The following is an 18,336-nucleotide window of genomic DNA, read 5'->3' as shown; positions in this document are numbered from 1 at the left end:
ATCCACCGGCGAAACGGTTGCCTCGCTTCCGACCATCGACACCGCTGGCGCACGTCGCGCCGACCGCTTAGGACCGGCGGCAACGAACGCTGGGAGAGCGCATGAATTTCGACCTCGACGACGATCACCGCATGATCGCCGAGCTGGTACGACGCTTCGTCGATGACGAGCTGGTGCCGCTGGAGAATGGCCTGCTGGAGCGCGATGCCGCCGGGCACGGGCTGGAGCTGACCACCGACGAGCGCGCGCAGGTCGATCGCATCTCGCGCGAACTGGGGCTGTGGGGACTGGATGCACCGGCCGATGTCGGCGGGACCGACCTGCCCGCGGTGGCGATGGTCGCGGTCAACGAGGCATTGGGCAGGACGATCGCGCCGTGGACGCTGCCACCCGACAGCCCGAACCTGCGGATGCTCGCCGCCACCGTCGACGATCGCCAACGCGACGCATATCTGGCGCCGTACGTGCGCGGCGAGACGATCTCCGCGATCGGCATTTCGGAGCCGGGCGCGGGCTCCGATCCCGCGGGCATGAAGACGACCGCGGTGCGCGACGGCGACGACTGGATACTCAACGGGCGCAAGATCTGGATCACCAAGGCCGACCGCGCCGACTTCACGATCGTCATCGCCGTCACCGACAAGGAGAAGCGGCAGCGCGGCGGGATGAGTGCGTTCCTGGTCGATCGCGACGCGCCAGGCTTCTCGGTGGTGCGCCCGATCCCGATGATCGGCGGCGAGACCACCTATGAGGTCGCGCTCGACGATTGCCGCGTGCCGGCATGGAAACTGCTCGGCACCGAGGGTCAGGGGTTCGCGCCGATGCAACTGCGGCTCAACACGCGCCGCGCGGAGATGGCGGCGAATGCGATCGGGATGGCGGCGCGCGCGCTCGACATGCTGGTCGACTATGCTCCGCAGCGCACCACCTTCGGCAAGCCGCTGAGCGAGCGGCAGACGGTGCAGAACTGGGTCGCCGATGCCGCGATCCGCATCCATGCCGCGCGGCTGATGGCCTATGATTGTGCGTGGAAGATCGATCAGGGCCGCGACGCGCGCACCGAAGTGTCGATGCTCAAGAGCTTCGCGCTGGAAATGGCGTGGGAGGTGCTCGACCATGTCATGCAGGCGTTCGGTGCGATGGGGATGACCCGCGAGCTGCCGCTGGCGCAGATGGCAGCGCGAATCCGCCTGATGCGGATCTACGACGGCCCGACCGAGATCCACAATTGGGTCGTGGCCCGCAACCTGCTGGGAACCCGCGCATGAAGCAGCATCTGACCGTCACCCGCCAGGGGCATGTCGCCACCGTCGTGATCGACCGCCCCCCGCACAACCACGTCAACGCCGCGCTGATCCATGCGCTGGCCGACGTGCTCGACGAATGCGACGCCGATCCGGAGGTGCGCGCGGTGGTGCTGGCGACCGAAGGGCGCGTGTTCTGCGGCGGGGCCGACCTGACCGGCGACAAACCTTTGGTTGACGAGCACGGCGAGAGCGAGACCCCTGCCCTGTACCGCGGCGCCTACCGGCTGTTCTCGGCGAAGAAGCCGATCGTCGCGGCGGTTCAGGGTGCGGCGGTCGGGGCCGGGCTCGGGCTCGCGCTGGTCGCCGATTTTCGCGTCGCCGCGCCCGAGGCGAAGTTCTCGGCCAATTTCGTGACGCTAGGCTTCCACGCCGGGTTCGGGATCAGCCTGACCCTGCCGCGTGTGATCGGGGGGCAGCACGCCAGCCTGATGCTGCTGACGGGGCGGCGCGTGAAGGCGGATGAGGCGTTGCTTTACGGGCTGGTCGATCAGATCGCCTCCGACGCGCGCGCCGCCGCGCAGGCGCTCGCCGCCGAGATCGCCGCCAACGCGCCGCTGGCGGTGGAGGCGACACGCGCGACGCTGCGCGCCGGGCTGGCCGAGGCGGTGCGCGAGCGGACCGAGCATGAACGCGCCGAGCAGGACCGGCTGATGCAAACCGATGATTTCCGGGAGGGTTTGCGGGCGGTGGCCGAGCGCCGGCCGGGAAAGTTTCGACGCGGGTGACGAATAAATGTTCGCCGGTGCGAAACATTTGCGACAAATAGCGCTTAGCCGGGGACACCCTCGGGGTTCGGACAGGCACATAGTGACAACACGTTTGATGGTACGGCGGATGCGCGACGCAGCCGGGCTGGCGAGCCTTGCGGCGGCGCTTGCGCTGGCCGCCTGCAGCGGTGGCGGCGACGGCGAGAAGGCCACGGGCAAGGGCGGCGCGGGTGGCCCCGGCGGCGGCGGGCCGACCACGGTCGGCTATGTCGTGGTACAGCCGACCGCGGTGCCGACGATCAGCGAACTGCCCGGCCGGACGGTCGCCTACGAAAGCTCGCAGGTGCGTCCGCAAATCACCGGCGTGATCCAGAAGCGCTTCTTCACCGAGGGCGCGCTCGTGAAGCGCGGCCAGCCGCTCTACCAGATCGACCCCTCGCTGTATCGCGCCGCCGCCAACCAGGCGAGCGCCAACGTCGCCAACGCACAGGCGACGTTCGCCGCCGCGAAGATCCGGGCCGACCGCTACAAGCCGCTTGCCGAGATGGAGGCGATCAGCGCGCAGGATTATACCGACGCGGTCGCGACGCAGCGGCAGGCCGCGGCCTCGATCGACGTCAATCGCGCGCAGCTCGATACCGCGCGCGTCAACCTGCGCTTCACCACCGTTCCCGCGCCGATCACCGGGCGGATCGGGCGTTCGCTGTTCACGGTCGGCGCCCTGGTCAGCGCGACGCAGACCGATCCGCTGGCGACGATCCAGCAGCTCGACCCCATCTTCGTCGATATCCAGCAATCGAGCGCCAACCTGCTCGCGCTGCGCCGCGCGCTGGCGGCCGGTGGCGCCGCTCCGGCGCGTGCCGAGGTGACGCTGAAGCTGGAAGACGGCACCGATTACGGGATCAAGGGCACCGTCGAGTTCGCCGAGGTCGTGGTCGACCCGAGCACCGGCACGGTTACGCTGCGTGCGCGCTTTCCCAACCCGCAGGGCCTGCTGCTGCCGGGCATGTTCGTCCGCGCCGAGTTCGCGCAGTCGATCCTGAAGAATGCCTTCCTCGTGCCGCAACCCGCGATCAGCCGCGATGCCAAGGGCAATGCGACGCTGTTCGTGGTCGGTGCGAACGGCAAGGCCGAGCAGCGCAACGTCAAGGCCGATCGCACGCAAGGTGCCTATTGGGTGGTCACCGACGGGCTGAAGCCGGGCGAGAAGATCATCACGCAGGGCCTCGCCAACCTTCGTCCCGGCGCACAGATCCGCGCGGTGCCCGCCAATGCGCCGCAGCCGGTGAAGGCCCCCTCACCCGAGGAAATGAAGAAACAATCCGGTGGCGGACAGGGCAAGGCAGGCTAGGCCGGCATGTCCCGCATCTTCATCGACCGCCCCATCTTCGCATGGGTGCTGGCCATCATCGTCATGCTGGCCGGGGTCGGCGCGATCCTGTCGCTGCCGATCGCGCAATATCCCGACGTCGCGCCGCCGCAGGTGTCGATCCGCGCCACCTTCCCCGGCGCGAACGCCCAGACGATCCAGAACAGCGTCACGCAGGTTATCGAGCAGCAACTGACCGGCATCGACGGGCTGCTGTATTTCCAATCGAGTTCGTCGAGCCGCGGATCGGTGACGATCACCGCCACCTTCGACAAGGGCACCGATCCCGACATCGCGCAGGTGCAGGTCCAGAACCAGGTCCAGCAATCGCTGAGCCGCCTGCCGCAGCAGGTGCAGCAACAGGGTCTGGTGGTCCGCAAGTCGAACCCCGACTTCCTGTTGATCGTGGGCGTCTATGACACGACCGACAAGCTGACCAATCAGGACGTCTCGGACTATCTGGTCAGCAACCTGCAGGACCCGCTCGGACGTATTCAGGGCGTCGGCGACACCAACGTGTTCGGCTCGCAATATGCGATGCGGATCTGGCTCGATCCGGCCAAGCTCAACAGCTACCAGTTGATGCCCGGCGACGTCATCACCGCGATCCAGAACCAGAATACCGAAGTCGCGGCGGGCGAGATCGGCGGGCAGCCGAGCCCGTCGACGCAGATGCTCAACGCCGTCGTCACCGCACAGTCGCGGCTCCAGACCCCCGACCAGTTCGCCAAGATCATCCTCAAGACCGAGCAGGACGGCGGCACGGTCCGCCTCGCCGATATCGGGCGGATCGAGCTGGGCGCGGAAAGCTACAATGCGTTCAGCCGCGTCAACCGCCACCCCGGCGCCGGCATCGCAGTACTGCTCGCACCCGGCGCCGACGCGCTCAAGACCGCCGAGCTGGTCAAGGCGCAGGTCGAGCAGGCGTCGAAGGCGTTTCCGGCCGGCGTGACCTATGCCTTCGCCAACGACACGACCGACTTCATCAAGCTGTCGATCGAGGAAGTGGTCAAGACGCTGATCGAGGCGATCATTCTGGTCGTCATCGTCATGTTCGTGTTCCTGCAAAGCTGGCGCGCCACCCTGGTGCCCGCGATCGCGGTGCCGGTGGTGCTGCTGGGCACGTTCGCGGTCTTCTATGTCGCGGGCTTCTCAATCAACACGCTGACGCTGTTCGGGCTGGTGCTCGCGATCGGCCTGCTGGTCGACGACGCGATCGTCGTCGTCGAGAACGTCGAGCGCTTGCTGGAGGAAAACCCCGGCATGACCCCGCGCGAGGCGACGATCGAGTCGATGAAGGAGATCACCGTCGCCCTCGTCGCGATCGCGCTGGTGCTGTCGGCGGTGTTCCTGCCGATGGCGTTCTTCGGCGGGTCGACCGGCGTGATCTATCGCCAGTTCTCGCTGACGATCGTATCGGCGATGGTGCTGTCGGTGCTGGTCGCGGTTATCCTGTCGCCAGCGCTGACCGCGACCTTGCTCAAGCAGACGCACGACCAGCACGGCGATCCGATCGAGGAAAGCTGGGTCGGCCGCAAATTCCCGCGTGTCGCACACGGGCTGGAGCGCGCACGCGACGGGTTCAACAACACCTTCGATCGCGGCGTGGCGCGCTACGTTGCGGGCGTGCGCCGAGTGATCGATCGCAAGGCGCTGTTCCTGCTGATCTATCTGCTGACGGTCGCGTTGCTGGCGGTGCTGTTCCTGCGGATGCCGACCGGCTTCCTGCCAACCGAGGATCAGGGCGCGGCGCTGGTCCAGTTCCAGCTTCCGGCCGGTGCCACGCGCTCGCGGACCGAGGACGTCCAGCATCAGGTCGAGAATTATCTTGCCACCAGCGAGGGCAAGAACGTGGTCACGATGTTCACTGTCAGCGGCGGTGGCGGCGGTGGCGCGAGCGGGCAGAACACCGGACAGGGCTTCGTTAATCTCGCGCCGTGGGACAAGCGCGAGGGCAAGGAAAATACCGCCGACGCGATCGTCGCGCGCGCCTCGGCGGCGTTCCGGGGCTTGCGGGACGCGCGCGTCTTCGCGCTGGTGCCGCCGGCGGTGCGCGGGCTGGGCCAGTCAAACGGCTTCACGATGGAATTGCAGAATTCCGGCGGATTGACGCAGGAGCAATTCGCCGCCGCCAAGGACAAGCTGCTCGCCGCCGCCAACGCCGATCCGGCGCTCGCCTCGGTGCGACTGACCGAACTGCCCGACACGCCGACGCTGAAGATCGACATCGACCAGCAGAAGCTCGCCGCGCTCGGGCTGACGCAGGCCGACGTCAACACCACGCTGTCGACCGCGTGGGGTGGCCGCTACGTCAACGACTTCGTCGATCGCGGGCGCGTCAAGCGCGTGTTCGTGCAGGGCGATGCGCCATATCGCGCCGCGCCGACCGACCTGAACCAATGGTTCGTGCGCGGATCGAACGGGCAGATGGTGCCGTTCGCGGCGTTCTCGCAGATCGGCTGGAGCCAGGCGCCGGTGACGCTGTCGCGGTTCAACGGCATCCCGTCCTACGAATTCCAGGGCGCCGCCGCCGAAGGGAAAAGCTCCGGCGACGCGATGGCGCGGATCGAGGAACTGGCCGGACAGGTCCCGGGAACCAGCGTGTCATGGGCCGGGCTGTCGTTCCAGGAACGGCTGTCGTCGGGTCAGGCGCCGTTGCTGTACGGGCTGTCGATCCTCGTCGTCTTCCTGTGCCTCGCTGCGCTGTACGAAAGCTGGTCGATCCCATTCGCGGTGTTGCTGGTGATCCCGCTCGGGTTGATCGGCGCGATCCTGTTCACGACGCTGCGCGGGCTGGTCAACGACGTCTATCTCCAGATCGGGTTGCTGACGACGATGGGGTTGGCGGCGAAGAACGCGATCCTGATGATCGAATTCGCCGAGCAGGAGGAGAAGAAGGGCAAGCGCGTCATCGACGCCGCGCTGGCCGCGGCGAAGATCCGGTTGCGCCCGATCCTGATGACCAGCCTCGCCTTCATCTTCGGCGTGCTGCCGCTGGCGATCTCCACCGGCGCGGGCGCGAACAGCCGCATCGCGATCGGCACGTCGGTGATCGGCGGGATGATCACCGCGACGGTGCTGGCGATCTTCTACATCCCGTTGTTCTTCGTGCTGGTCCGCCGCGGGTTTCGTGACGGCTGGAGCGGGCTGCGGCGCGGTGCCGATCCCAGCTCTGGACCTGGCCCCGACGACGACGGCCCGCACGATCACGGCGGCCACGCGAAACCCGACGCGCCAAAGCAATTGCCGCGTCCGATCGACAAGCCCGCGCTGCCCGCGCCGGAAGGGGCATGATGACTCGCCTGATCGCCGCGCTCTGCGCCTCCGCCGCGCTCGCGGGTTGCTCGCTCGCGCCCACCTACATCCGCCCTGCCCCGCCGGTGCCGACGTCATGGCCGGTCGGCGACGCCTATCTGCGCCAGAGCGAGGCGGCGCTGCCCAGCGTCACCTATCGCGACATCTTCCGCGACGTGCGGTTGCAGGCGCTGATCGATCAGGCGCTGGTCAACAATCGTGACCTGCGCGTCGCGGTCGCCAATATCGAGGCGACGCGCGCGCAATATCGCATCCAGCGCGCCGACCTGTTCCCGCAGCTCAACGCGACGGGTGCCTATAGCTATCGCCAGAGCAGCCGGTCCGGGGTGAACACCGGTGTCAACACCGGCGGGACGGGCACGGGGACGGGAACGGGCACCGGCGGCACCGGCAGCGGGACCGGGACCGGCGGAACCGGCACCGGCACGACGACGGTGGTGTCGGGATCGAACAGCACCTTTCAGGCACAGCTTGGCGTCACCGCCTTCGAGATCGACCTGTTCGGGCGCGTTCGCTCGCTGACCGGTGCGGCGCTGTCGCGCTATTTCGCGCAAGAAGCGGCGGCGCGCGCGACGCGTCTGACGCTGATCGGCGACATTGCCAGCGCGTGGCTCAACTACGCCGCGGACAAGAGCCTGTTGACCGTCGCCGAGCAGACCGCGGTCGCGGCGCGCGCCAGCGTGCGGCTGACCGACGCGCGACGTCAGGGCGGCGTCTCGCCGCGCACCGACGTGCGGCAGGCCGAACAGATCCTCGCCACCGCCGAGGCCGATCTCGCCGAGCAGCGCACCTTGCTGGCGCAGGACGTCAATGCGCTGCAACTTCTGGTCGGGGCGCCGATCGACGCGGCGCAACTCCCGGCGGGGATCGAGCAGGCCGCGCAGACGATCGGCGAACTGCCCGCCGGAATCGATTCGGGCGTGCTGCTGCGTCGCCCCGACGTGGTGCAGGCCGAATATTCGCTGCGCGCCTTCAATGCCGAAATCGGCGCGGCGCGCGCCGCGCTGTTCCCGCGCATTTCGCTGACCGGGCTCGTCGGCTTCGCGAGCACGGCGCTACGCACGTTGTTCTCGGGCGATGCGTTCAACTGGTCGGTGGCGCCGAATGCGAGCTACCCGATCTTCCGCGCCGGCGCCGGCCGCGCGAACGTCGATTACAGCGTGGCGCAGCGCGATGCGGCGCTCGCCACTTACGAGCTGACGATCCAGAGCGCGTTCCGTGAAGTATCCGATGCGCTCGCCCGGCGCGGGACGATCACCGAGCAACTCGCCGCCAACCGGCGCTTCTATACGGCGGCGGTCGACACGCTGAACCTGACCAATGCACGCTATCGTGGCGGGATCGACACGTATCTGACCTCGCTCGACGCGCAGCGGCAATTGTACTCGGCGCAGCGGACGTTGGTGGCGACGCAACTGGTGCGCGCGACCAATCTGGTGACGCTGTATCGAACGCTTGGCGGGGATTCGCTTCTCGACGTCACCGATCAGGGGCCGCGACCGGTGAGCGGCAGCGTCAACACGCCGCAACCCTGAAACTACCGGCCCATCGCCCCAATTCCACGTTCGTGCTGAGCCTGTCGAAGCACGTGCTCCGTCGCACGCCCTTCGACAAACTCAGGGCGAACGATGGTTGAAGTTTCCACCGTTCGCCTGCCGAGATCAACCGTTCGACTCGTTCCCGCTGCCCGGTGCCACCGCCGCGCGGCCGAATTGCATGATCAGCTGCCCGATCTCGCGCGCCTGTTCCATCGAGCGCTGGCTCTGGCTGCGCAGGAAGTCGCTTTGGATCTGCATCACCTGCGAAAGATCTTTGGCCTGCGCCGCCGCGCGCATCGCCGCGAACGCTTCCTGCGTGTTGGCCTCGACCTGATCCAGGATCTTGGTGCTGATCGTCTGGCCGCTTTCCATCATATGCTGGCCCGACGCGCGGAGGCGGTCGGTCGCCTGCTGCGCCGCATCGGCCGCCGCGCGGTTCATGTCGTTGTGCTGATCGGTCATTTTCGCTCTCCCTTGCCGTAGCGGCAGGCTGCACCTTTGCACTGAACCCGGCAAGCCGGTCGTTGGTTGCCGCCGGCGCCCGATCGCCGGGCTGGTCGCGACGCGCCGGGAGCGGTATGAAGCGCCGTTACCTGGAGCCCCGTGAATGTCGTTCGTCTTGTCCCTGCTGCTCGCCTCGGCGTCCTTTTCCGCGCAGGACGTGCCCGCGCCCGAGCCGTCGTGCGCCGCGATCCGCCCACCGCTGCCGATCGGCTTCGAGAGCTGGAGCACGCGGGTCGCGCTGGAGGCCGGGGCAGCGACACGCCACGCGCCGGTGATAGCGGTCGGCCGTGCCGCCGAACTTCGGCTGGTGCCGCTCGACCGGCTGGCCCCCGCCGCCCCGCCGACGCGTGACCTGGGTGCGGGGACCAATGCCGGCATGGCGCTGTTTCAGGTGACCCGGCCCGGGACCTACCGGATCGCGCTCGGCGCGCGGGCCTGGATCGAGGTGGTGCGCGGCGGACGTGCGCTGCCCTCCGCCGCACATAGCCACGGACCGGCGTGCAGCGGTATCCGCAAGATCGTCGATTATCGCCTCGCCACCGGCCGCTATGTGCTGCAACTGACCGGCGCGGCGACGGCCACGCTGCCGGTGCTGATCGCGCCCGCGCCGCAAGGTGCCGCATGATCGCGGAACTCGTCGCCCTGGTGCTCGCCCTGCCGCAGGTCGCGCCCGCCGCACCGCCGGTGGCGCCGACCGCTCCCGCCCCGACCACGCTGACCCGCGTCGTGCTGACCACCGAGGCCGGGCCGATCGTGATTGGCGTCGACACCCGGGCCGCGCCGATCACCGCCGCCAATTTCCTGAAATATGTCGACGGCAAGAAGCTGGACGGCGTGTCCTTCTATCGCGCGGTGAAGGTCGCCGACGGCTACGGGATCGTCCAGTTCGGGACGCGCAACGACGCCAAGCGCACGCTGCCCCCGATCAAGTTCGAGCCGACGACGCAAACCGGGCTCAGCCACACCGACGGCACGATCTCGATGGCGATGGCCGCGCCGAACACCGCGACCGGCGATTTCTTCGTCGTGGTCGGCGACCTGACCTCGATGGACGCGAAGGACGGACAGCCCGGCTTCGCGGCGTTCGGCCGCGTGCTGGAGGGGATGGACGTGATCCGCAAGATCCTGCTCGCCCCGACCTCGCCGACGCTGGGCGAGGGTGCGATGAAGGGACAGATGCTCGCGCCCGCGATCCGGATCACCAGCGCACGCCGCGCCCCCTGACGCTTCCGCCGGCATGACGGATCGGTTACAGCGGTGACCGAAGGAGTCCGTCATGACCAGCACGCTCGCCACCCGAACCGACTGGACCGCGATCGGCGCCGCCGAACTGGCCGACGTCATCGCGCTGCGCCGGGCGATCCATGCCGAGCCCGAGGTCGGGCTGCACTGCCCGCTGACCACCGCCAAGGCGAAGGCGGCGCTTGCCGGGTTGCCGCTCGAGATCCACGACAGCACCAGCACCACCGGCTTCGTCGCGATCCTGCGCGGCGGGCGGACCGGCGGCGCGGGGTCGAACGGGCGCACGGTGCTGTTGCGCGGCGATATGGATGCGTTGCCGATGAGCGAGGAGACCGGGCTGCCGTTCGCCTCGACCGTCCCCGGCAAAATGCACGCCTGCGGGCATGACGCGCATACCGCGATGCTGGTCGGGGCGGCAAAAGCGCTGAGCGCGCGGCGCGAGGAGTTGGCGGGGACGATCGTCTTCATGTTCCAGCCCGGTGAGGAAGGTCATCACGGCGCGCGGCACATGATCGCCGACGGGCTGCTCGACGTCGCGCGGCCCGAGGCCGCCTTCGCGCTCCACATCCTCCCCAACGCGCCGGCGGGGATGTTCGTCGGGCGCGAGGGCGCGATGCTCGCCTCGACCGACACGGTGCTGGCGACGATCCGGGGCAAGGGCGGCCATGCCGCGATGCCGCACGAGGCGATCGACCCGATCCCGGTCGCCTGCGCGATCGTCACCGCGCTGCAACAGCATGTGGCGCGGCGCGTGCCCGTCGCCGATCCGGCGGTGCTGACGATGACGCAGATCCATGCCGGATCGTCGCACAACATCATCCCCGAGGACGTGCAGTTGATGGGGACGCTGCGCACCTTGTCGGAGGCGACGCGCACCGCGATGCGCGCGGCGTTCCACCAGATCGCGCAGGGGATCGCCGCCGCGCACGGCTGCGTCGCCGAGACGACGATCGAGGAAGGCTATCCGGTGACCGTGAACGACGCGCGCGCGTCGCGACTGCTGCGCGAATTGTCGTCAGAGGTGCCGGGCGGCGCGGGCTGGACCGCGATGCCCGCGCCGATGATGGGCGGCGAGGATTTCAGCTACGTGCTGCGCGAAGTGCCGGGCGCGATGGCGTTCGTCGGGGTCGCTCCCGCCGGCAGCGACTGGCGCACCAACCCGCCGCTCCACAACACGCGAATGACGATCGAGGAGAATGTGCTCGCCACCGGAGTCGCGATGCATTGCGCGGTGGCGGAGCGCTTTCTGGAGCGCGGGTTGGACTGACCCGTATGTCCGCGATGACGATGCTGCGCGACGCGACCGGCGCCGCGCATGAGGCCGTAGACGCCGCGTTCGGCGCGCACGATCTGGCGTCGCCGGAAGCGTATCGCCGCTTCCTGCTGGCACACGGACGTGCGCTGCCGGCGGCGGAGCGGGTGATGGCAGCGCTGCCGTTCGCGCGGACACTACCGGTACGCGCGCCGTTGCTGGCGGCCGATCTCACCGACCTGGGCGTCGCAGCGCCCGATCCCCTGCCCTTCGCGCCAGGTGACGATGCGGCGACCCTGTGGGGCGTGCTGTATGTCGTCGAAGGGTCGCGACTGGGCGGCGCGATGCTCGCGCGACAGGTGCCGCCGGAAATGCCGGGCCGGTATCTCGGCGCGGTGCACGCATCCGGCCAGTGGCGCGCCATCCGCATCGCGCTGGACGAGGCGGCAATCGGCAAGGACAGCGACTGGACCGCGCGGATGATCGCGGGCGCGCTGGCAACCTTCGCGCTTTATGCCGATGCGGCGGAAGCAGACTGACCAAGTCCGCCTGACGACCGGATTGTTCTTCCGGTTTCCCTTCTCAGCGAACCTAAGCCGGCTCGATCGGCGCGGTCAGCACCGCGCGCAGGCCGGGTTCGTTGTCGAGATAGTCCATCTGCCCGTCGATCCGCTGGATCACCGCGCGCATCATCCGGCTGCCGAACCCCTCGCCGTCGCCCTGCTTGCCGACGCCCTGATCGGCGACGATCAGCCGCAGGCGGTTGCGATATTGTTCGAGCGTGATCTCGATCGGCCCGCCGGATTGCCCCGGATAGGCATATTTGGTCGCGTTGATGACCAGCTCGGCCGCGATCAGCCCGATGTTGACCGCGCGGTCGGTGGGGATCAGCACCGGCGCGATCGACAGGATCATATGTCGCGACCATTCGTCGCCCAATGACGCCTTCAGGTCCTCGATCAGCTCGCCGAGATAACGGCTAAGGTCGATCGTCTCGATCTGGTCCTCGCGGTACAGCCGGCGGTGCACCAGCGCGACCGCCGACAGCCGCGAGCGGGCCTCGCGCAGCTGGTCCGCGACCACCCCCGGCCCGGCATCGCGCGCCTGAATCGCGAGGAACGACGACACCAGTTGCAGGCTGTTCTGCACGCGATGATCGACCTCGCGCATCAGCAGGTCCTTCTGCACGAGCAGCGCATCCTTCTCGGCACCGGCGCGCTCCAGCTCCTGATTCAACCGGCGCAGCTCGTTCGACGCGCGTGCCTCGCGCAGCAGGCGGCGCAGGCGGTTGACGCCCTCGATCTGCTCCAGCGTCCAGCGCCGGGCGCGACCACGCACCGTTTCATGCCATGATTCAAACGAGGCGCGCGGGTGCAGCGTCGCGTCGGGATCGTGCGGGATCGCCTTGTGCGGATTGCCCGCCCATTCGATCTCCTCGATCTGCTCGACCCGCAGCCACATCAACGTGTGGCGATCGTCGATCCGCAGCGCCAGCACGCCGGTGATCGGCCCGAACGCGGCGGCATCGGGCCAGTCGGTCGCCAGCTCGCGGGTCGCGAACACCGGGCCATCCTCGCGCAGCGCCGCGAAGCGCAGCAGGTCGAACACATCCTCATCGGCGGGGGCCACGCCGGTCGACAGCACCGTACGGTCGCGGACCAGCAAGAGGCCGTCGGCATCGAACATCCGGCGCAGCTCGTCGGTCCGCTCGGCCAACACGCGGAACGGATCGCTTTGCTGGAGAAGCGGGCGCAGCGCGTCCTCCTCGCTGCGCAGCGCCAGCCGGACGCGATAGGCCTCGGCCTCTTCCTTCGCCAGGATCTGCCGCGCCAGCGCGCTCGCCATCGCCGCCGCGGCGGCGCGGACGCTGCGCGGCATCAAGCGCGGCGTCATGTTGTGGCAGGCGATCAGGCCCCATAGCAGCCCGTCCTTGACGATCGAGATCGACGCCGACGCCTGCACCCCCATGTTGCGCAGATATTCGACGTGCACCGGCGAGACGCTGCGGATCGCGACGTCGCTGAGATCGACCTGCTCGAACCCGGCCGGGCGCAGCGGCGCGGGAACATAGGAGACGTCGGGAATCACGCGGGTGCGGTTGCGCACGTACAAAGCGCGCGCCTGCCGCGGAATGTCGCTCGCCGGGAAGTGATGGTGGAGGAACGACGCCAGCGCCGGATCGCGGTCCTCGGCGATCACGCAGCCGGCGTCGTCGTCGAGGAAGCGGTAGATCATGACGCGGTCGAACCCGGTCAGCGCGCGAAACGCCGCCGCGGCGCGGTCGCTCAGCATCCGCAGCGTGCCCGTCCGCTCGAACCCGGCGGTGATCGTATCGAGCCAGCCCAGCGTCGCGGCGACCGTACCCGGCGTCGCCTCGCTCGGCTCCAGTTCGGCGATCAGCCACGGCCCGGCCCGGTGCAGCGCGACGTCATGCCCGGCGACGGTGGCGCCGAGCACGGTGCCCCCCGGCCCCGGCGACGCCTCGGTCAAGGCCGCGATATCCTGATCGAGCAGCACCGATAGGTCCGCACCGAGCCAGTCCGGGGTCAGCACGTCCTCGATCGCGCCGGCACCCGCGACGACGCGCCGCGTGCGCGGGTCGGCCACCAGCATCACCCCGTGAGGCTGCACCGCACCCGAAAGGTGGATAGGTTCGCGATCACACGGCGTGAGGGCACTGGACGGCGAAAGAAGCGCGTCGTCCGACGCGGGATGCGGATCCATCCGTCGGCACTATTTCAATGCCGCAGCGGCATGCAACCATTCTTATGCAGATCAAGGGGTTTAATCGAAATCAGCCCCGCCGTAACGGCGAGACATGTTAACCGCCTGTTCGCCACGTCGGTGCTAAGATGGCCCCAATGTCCGATTCTCCGCCCCGTGAACCGCGCAGCAGCGTGATCCTGTATGCCCGCATCGACCATCGCGAGCGGGCGGTGGAGGCGCGGGTGCGCAATCTGTCGGTCACCGGCGCGTGTATCGACAATCCGGGCGAGCTGACCAAGGGCGATCAGGTGACGGTGACGATGGGATCGCTGCTGGATCTGCCCGCCGAGGTGATGTGGACGTCGGCGACGCTGGCCGGGCTGCATTTCACCAAGGGCGCGATCGATCTGGCCGAAGCCCGCAAGCCGCGCGATCGCGGCGCGACCGGGCCGAAGGCGAGTGCAGGCTGGATCAACAACATCCACCACGCCTACCGCCGCCGGGACGGGTAACGCCCGATCGCCGCAGGCGGCTTGTTGCGCACGCCATGCGCGGATAGTCCCGGCGCATGACCCGCCTGACCGTCAACAACGAGGCCGTCGAATATCGGATGGCACCCGACACGCCGCTCTTGTGGTCGCTGCGCGACGCCTCCAACCTGACCGGCACCAAATATGGATGCGGCACCGGAAGCTGCGGCGCGTGCACCGTCGACGTGGACGGCAAGGCGGTGCGGTCGTGTCAGGTGGCGCTGCACGCGGTCGAGGGAACGTTCGTCACGACGATCGAGGGGCTGTCGCGCGAGCGGGCGCATCCGGTGCAGCTTGCGCTGATCGCCGAGAACGTCCCGCAATGCGGCTATTGCATCCCCGGCATCGTCATGGCCGCCGCCGCGCTGCTGAAGCGCGACCCGATGCCGTCCGACGCGGCGATTCGCGCCGGGATCACGAACATCTGCCGCTGCGGCATCTATCCGCGGCTGATCGAGGCGATCCAGCGCGCGGGCCGCGCGATCCGCGGCGACGAACGCCTGCCCGCCGCACCGCGACCGGGAATCGAGCCCGCCGAGGCGGCGCGGCGCGTGCCCGCGCTCGATCCGGCCGGCGGGCGGTAATCCGTCCGCCGGCGATAACGCTCACCCATCCCGGCCATAGATGTCGTCACGAAAGGTGAGCCCGCGCGCGCCGCCGATGGCGGTCAGATAGGTGAGGTACACCGGAGTCGGCGCGGTCAGCGCGACGGCCTGCTCGGGCTTCTTCCCAGGATTGAGCGGCTTCCCCATCAGCCAGCGGCCGAGCCGGGCTGCGTCCTCCAGCCGAATGCAGCCGTTGCTGAAATGCCGGTCATCCTTGGCCAGCAGCGCGCGATTGGGCGTGTCGTGAAGGTAGATGCCCTCGGTATTGGGGAACAGGAACTTCACCTTGCCCATCGAATTGGCAGGGCCCGGCAGCTCGCGCAGCCGCAACTCGCGCTTGCCCGCCGCCACCGCCGGCCAGTCGATCGCGCTGGCCGGGATCGGGCGCGCGCTCGCGGTCCAGTCGCTCAGCGCCTCCATATGGAGCGACGCCAGGGTGCGCCCCGCCAGCACCTTGGTCGCGATGTTCTTGCGCACCAGATAATCGGGCACGTTCCAATAGGGGTTGAGGATCGCCCATTGCAGCGTGCCGGCAAGCATCGGCGTCTGCGTCTCGCGCGTGCCGACGACGACGCGCATCGTGCCCTTCGTCGCGCCCGCTTCGTAATACCACAGCCGGCCCGAGGAGGCGTCGACCTCGACATGGCGCGTCCATGGTCCCGGCAGGATGCGCGCGCGATCGAGGTTGAGCCGCAGCCGCGTCAGCGCCGCGGGTGCGATCCCGGCCGCGCGCGCCTGTGCGGACAGCTCGCGCAGCGCGACATAGCGCGGGCTCATCCAGCCCATGTCCTTGACGTATCCGGCGAAGGATTTCGGAAAGGTCGCCGCGCGCAGCACCGCTTCCGGCTTGGGGCGTTTCGGCTTGAGCGCCGGATCGGCCCATTTCATCCCCACGTCGCGCGGCTTGCGCTGGTCGCGCACGAACTGGACGAAGGTGTCGGACAAGGCCAGCTCGGCCGCCGCGACCCGCGCCGGATCGCCGCCGCGCGCCGCATCGATCTGCACGCGCAGCTTTTCGACATCGTAGGACGAGCGATCGAGGTTATCGAGATCGGCGTTGCGCAGATAGCCGATCAGCGTCTCCGCCGCCGGACCGATCCGCCCGCCGCTCGTCCAGAGTGGCGCGTCGTTGCGCTGCGCATAAACGCGCGCCATCCAGCCGCCCGCAGCGGCGCGGATCGCAGCGGCGACGGCGCGGTCGCGCGCCTGATCGGCGGCGGAGCCGGCGGTCCTTGCTCTTGCCGGTTTGACCGTCCGGCCGCCCGCCTTCGGCTTGGCGTTGGCCGCGGTCGCCTTTGCGGTGCGCGACACGGCTGCGGCCGCCGACGCCAGTGGCGCGGCGACCGTCAGCACGATGGCCGCGATCCCGACAAGGGGAGAGCTGCACTGCCGCTCTCCCGACAGGCGGATGATCAGCCTCGTTCCCCGCGGCGCGTCGGCGCGGGCGGCGGCGGCGGCGGGGCCGGCGGCGCATAGGGGTGATAGATGCCGTCCGACGTGTAATAGCCGTCGACGATCCCGTCGCCATCGCGATCCGCGGCATGGCTGCCGGCAACGGCCCCCGGCGGCGGGGGCGGCGGTGCCGGCGGCGCCTTCTTCGCGCAGGCCCCCAGCATCAACATGCCGCACGCGGCGAGCATGATCGAACGATGACGCATTGAACTATCTCCCTTTGGCATCAGCGACCTGTGGTCGACGTGCCGATCTCCCTTGTGCCCTATCGCTGATCCATCACCGCGTCGCCGACCATCCGTGGTGCGACCGGACGTGCGCGCCGCGCGCCAGTATGGTTAACCTGATCGAACGGTGCGGACGGAACATCGCCGCCGCTTCCGTTTTCTCGCTGCTGACGAAAACGAAAGGACCAATGGATGGCGATCGACCGGCTTGAGATCGACATGGGCACGTTGCTCGACAACATCGACGAGCGGCAGGTGGAGTTCAGCGGCGAGGCCGATGGCGACGAATATGAGTTCGCCGTTCAATATGATGTGCTGGAAGCATTGAGCGGCGATGCGCCCGACGGCGACGCGATCGACATGTTCAATCGCTTTTCCGACACGATTGTCGACGCGGCACTTTCGGCCTTGGCGCGCAACGCCGATGCACAGCCGATCATCGTCAGCGAGAGCGATCTCGAGTAACCACGGTACGCAATAATGAGGCGGCGCTGAGTTAATCATTGCAGTGATCGCCGCTTGCGTCCACTCTCCCACGCACAAAACGAAAAGCCGCCATGATGCGGCAGGGAGAGGATGATGGACCTACCAAGCATTATGGTGATCGCTGTCGGTGCCGTCGGCGCGCTGGGCACGCTGGCGATGGTCGTGGTTCTCGCGCGTCGCGCGCCCCAGAGATAGGAACTGCCGTCACCCGTCATCGCGGGCGCTGCCCGGTGACGAAGCGAAAAGTGCAGGAGGCCGCGGGAGGATACCCGCGGCCTTTTGCATTAGCGCCATGCGGGATCGTCCCATACGGGTCGATACCGGGATAGTCCCACACGCAAGACCAATGCAGCTTGTCGTTGCGACCGCCGGCCGGACGTGCATGGTGGGCGGCGAACAATGCGAGGGGCGTACCGGATGACGGACAGGCGATCGGTGATGGCCGGGATGGCGGCGCTGGGCACCGCGGCACCCGCAGCGGCGGCACGCGGGGGCGGCGCGATGATCGTCTCGACCTGGGATTTCGGGGCAGCGGCGAACGACGCGGCGTTCGCGGCGATGAGGGCGGGCGGTTCGCTGCTCGACGCGGTCGAGGCGGGTGCGAAGGTGCCGGAAGCCGATCCGAACAATCACTCGGTCGGCTATAGCGGCTATCCCGATCGCGACGGCCACGTCACGCTCGACGCGGTCATCATGGACGATGCAGGCGCGGTCGGTGCGGTCGCCGCGCTGGAGAATACCACGCATGCGATCTCGGTCGCGCGCCGGGTCATGGAGAAGACGCCACACACCCTGCTCGTCGGTGAGGGCGCGACGCGCTTTGCCCGCGATCAGGGTTTCCCGCAGGAGAAGCTGCTGGCCCCCGAGGCGGAGCAGGCGTGGCGCGACTGGTTGAAGACCGCGAACTACCAGCCGGTCGCCAATAGCGAAACCGGCACATACGGCACGCAGCGGCATGTGACGCCAGGCGGCGCGCTCGATCACGACACGATCGGCCTGCTCGCGCGTGACATCGGCGGGCGGATGGCGGGCGCGTGCACCACCTCCGGCATGGCGTTCAAGATGCGCGGCCGTGTCGGCGATTCGCCGCAGGTCG

The 18,336-nt window shown here is 68.6% G+C and carries 17 protein-coding genes; 13 read left to right on the top strand and 4 right to left on the bottom strand.

From position 1 onward, the window contains the following. Positions 1-101 precede the first annotated feature (101 nt). The 5 genes from AADI75_RS09605 (at position 102) to AADI75_RS09585 (ending at position 8,233) form a co-directional block, all read left to right on the top strand. Complete coding sequence (locus AADI75_RS09605; protein WP_341208811.1) at positions 102-1,268, top strand: acyl-CoA dehydrogenase family protein; 1,167 nt, start codon at positions 102-104, stop codon at positions 1,266-1,268. Beyond that, positions 1,265-2,032: an enoyl-CoA hydratase/isomerase family protein gene (locus AADI75_RS09600; RefSeq protein ID WP_341208810.1), complete on the top strand. Its 768-nt coding sequence runs from the start codon at positions 1,265-1,267 to the stop codon at positions 2,030-2,032. The genes AADI75_RS09605 and AADI75_RS09600 overlap by 4 nt, the downstream gene beginning before the upstream one ends. A gap of 109 nt (positions 2,033-2,141) precedes the next feature. Beyond that, positions 2,142-3,365 carry an efflux RND transporter periplasmic adaptor subunit gene (locus tag AADI75_RS09595; RefSeq protein ID WP_341208809.1) on the top strand — a complete coding sequence of 408 codons (1,224 nt, stop codon included), beginning with the start codon at positions 2,142-2,144 and terminating at the stop codon, positions 3,363-3,365. 6 nt (positions 3,366-3,371) lie between these two features. Then, a complete protein-coding gene (locus AADI75_RS09590) occupies positions 3,372-6,677 on the top strand; it encodes an efflux RND transporter permease subunit (protein WP_341208808.1) in 3,306 nt (1,101 codons plus the stop codon). Further along, positions 6,677-8,233 (top strand): efflux transporter outer membrane subunit, encoded by a 1,557-nt coding sequence (locus AADI75_RS09585; RefSeq protein ID WP_341208829.1) that lies wholly within the window; start codon positions 6,677-6,679, stop codon positions 8,231-8,233. The genes AADI75_RS09590 and AADI75_RS09585 overlap by 1 nt, the downstream gene beginning before the upstream one ends. A 126-nt stretch (positions 8,234-8,359) precedes the next feature. Here the strand turns inward: AADI75_RS09585 and AADI75_RS09580 are convergent, their stop codons facing one another. Continuing rightward, a complete protein-coding gene (locus AADI75_RS09580) occupies positions 8,360-8,698 on the bottom strand; it encodes a phasin family protein (RefSeq protein ID WP_341208807.1) in 339 nt (112 codons plus the stop codon). Positions 8,699-8,843: 145 nt separating this feature from the next. Between AADI75_RS09580 and AADI75_RS09575 the strand changes: the two genes are divergently transcribed. The 4 genes from AADI75_RS09575 to AADI75_RS09560 are packed head-to-tail and all read left to right on the top strand — an operon-like array spanning position 8,844 to position 11,773. Then, entirely contained in the window at positions 8,844-9,365 is a 522-nt protein-coding gene (locus tag AADI75_RS09575) for a hypothetical protein (protein ID WP_341208806.1), read from the top strand. Continuing rightward, a complete protein-coding gene (locus tag AADI75_RS09570) occupies positions 9,362-9,964 on the top strand; it encodes a peptidylprolyl isomerase (protein WP_341208805.1) in 603 nt (200 codons plus the stop codon). Before AADI75_RS09575 ends, AADI75_RS09570 begins: the two co-directional genes overlap by 4 nt. Positions 9,965-10,016: 52 nt before the next feature. Then, the gene (locus AADI75_RS09565) at positions 10,017-11,249 is read left to right on the top strand and encodes a M20 family metallopeptidase (RefSeq protein WP_341208804.1); all 1,233 of its coding nucleotides are present in this window, start codon (positions 10,017-10,019) and stop codon (positions 11,247-11,249) included. 5 nt (positions 11,250-11,254) lie between these two features. Beyond that, entirely contained in the window at positions 11,255-11,773 is a 519-nt protein-coding gene (locus tag AADI75_RS09560; protein ID WP_341208803.1) for a biliverdin-producing heme oxygenase, read from the top strand. A gap of 52 nt (positions 11,774-11,825) precedes the next feature. Here the strand turns inward: AADI75_RS09560 and AADI75_RS09555 are convergent, their stop codons facing one another. Continuing rightward, entirely contained in the window at positions 11,826-13,958 is a 2,133-nt protein-coding gene (locus AADI75_RS09555; RefSeq protein ID WP_341208802.1) for a histidine kinase dimerization/phosphoacceptor domain -containing protein, read from the bottom strand. Between the two features lie 137 nt (positions 13,959-14,095). Between AADI75_RS09555 and AADI75_RS09550 the strand changes: the two genes are divergently transcribed. Together AADI75_RS09550 and AADI75_RS09545 are read left to right on the top strand one after the other, a co-directional pair. Continuing rightward, positions 14,096-14,452, top strand: a complete 357-nt coding sequence (locus AADI75_RS09550) for a PilZ domain-containing protein (RefSeq protein ID WP_341208801.1) — start codon at positions 14,096-14,098, stop codon at positions 14,450-14,452. A 56-nt stretch (positions 14,453-14,508) separates the two neighbouring features. Next, positions 14,509-15,054, top strand: coding sequence for a (2Fe-2S)-binding protein (locus AADI75_RS09545; RefSeq protein WP_341208800.1), 546 nt, complete (start codon positions 14,509-14,511; stop codon positions 15,052-15,054). Between the two features lie 21 nt (positions 15,055-15,075). Here the strand turns inward: AADI75_RS09545 and AADI75_RS09540 are convergent, their stop codons facing one another. Continuing rightward, a complete protein-coding gene (locus AADI75_RS09540; protein ID WP_341208799.1) occupies positions 15,076-16,428 on the bottom strand; it encodes a L,D-transpeptidase family protein in 1,353 nt (450 codons plus the stop codon). Positions 16,429-16,487: 59 nt separating this feature from the next. Further along, positions 16,488-16,733 (bottom strand): hypothetical protein, encoded by a 246-nt coding sequence (locus tag AADI75_RS09535; RefSeq protein ID WP_028965277.1) that lies wholly within the window; start codon positions 16,731-16,733, stop codon positions 16,488-16,490. 213 nt (positions 16,734-16,946) lie between these two features. On the opposite strand from AADI75_RS09535, the gene AADI75_RS09530 reads away from it, so the two are divergent. After that, positions 16,947-17,219, top strand: coding sequence for a DUF1488 family protein (locus AADI75_RS09530; protein WP_184504280.1), 273 nt, complete (start codon positions 16,947-16,949; stop codon positions 17,217-17,219). Between the two features lie 438 nt (positions 17,220-17,657). Next, a partial coding sequence (locus AADI75_RS09525) for an isoaspartyl peptidase/L-asparaginase (protein WP_341208798.1) occupies positions 17,658-18,336 on the top strand: 679 nt, incomplete at its 3' end.

Origin of the sequence: uncultured Sphingomonas sp. (assembly GCF_964021865.1) — a bacterium.
In the GTDB taxonomy this organism is placed as follows: Bacteria; Pseudomonadota; Alphaproteobacteria; order Sphingomonadales; family Sphingomonadaceae; genus Sphingomonas.
Note: the sequence above shows the minus strand (reverse complement) of the source record. Positions and strands in the feature narration are given on the sequence as shown.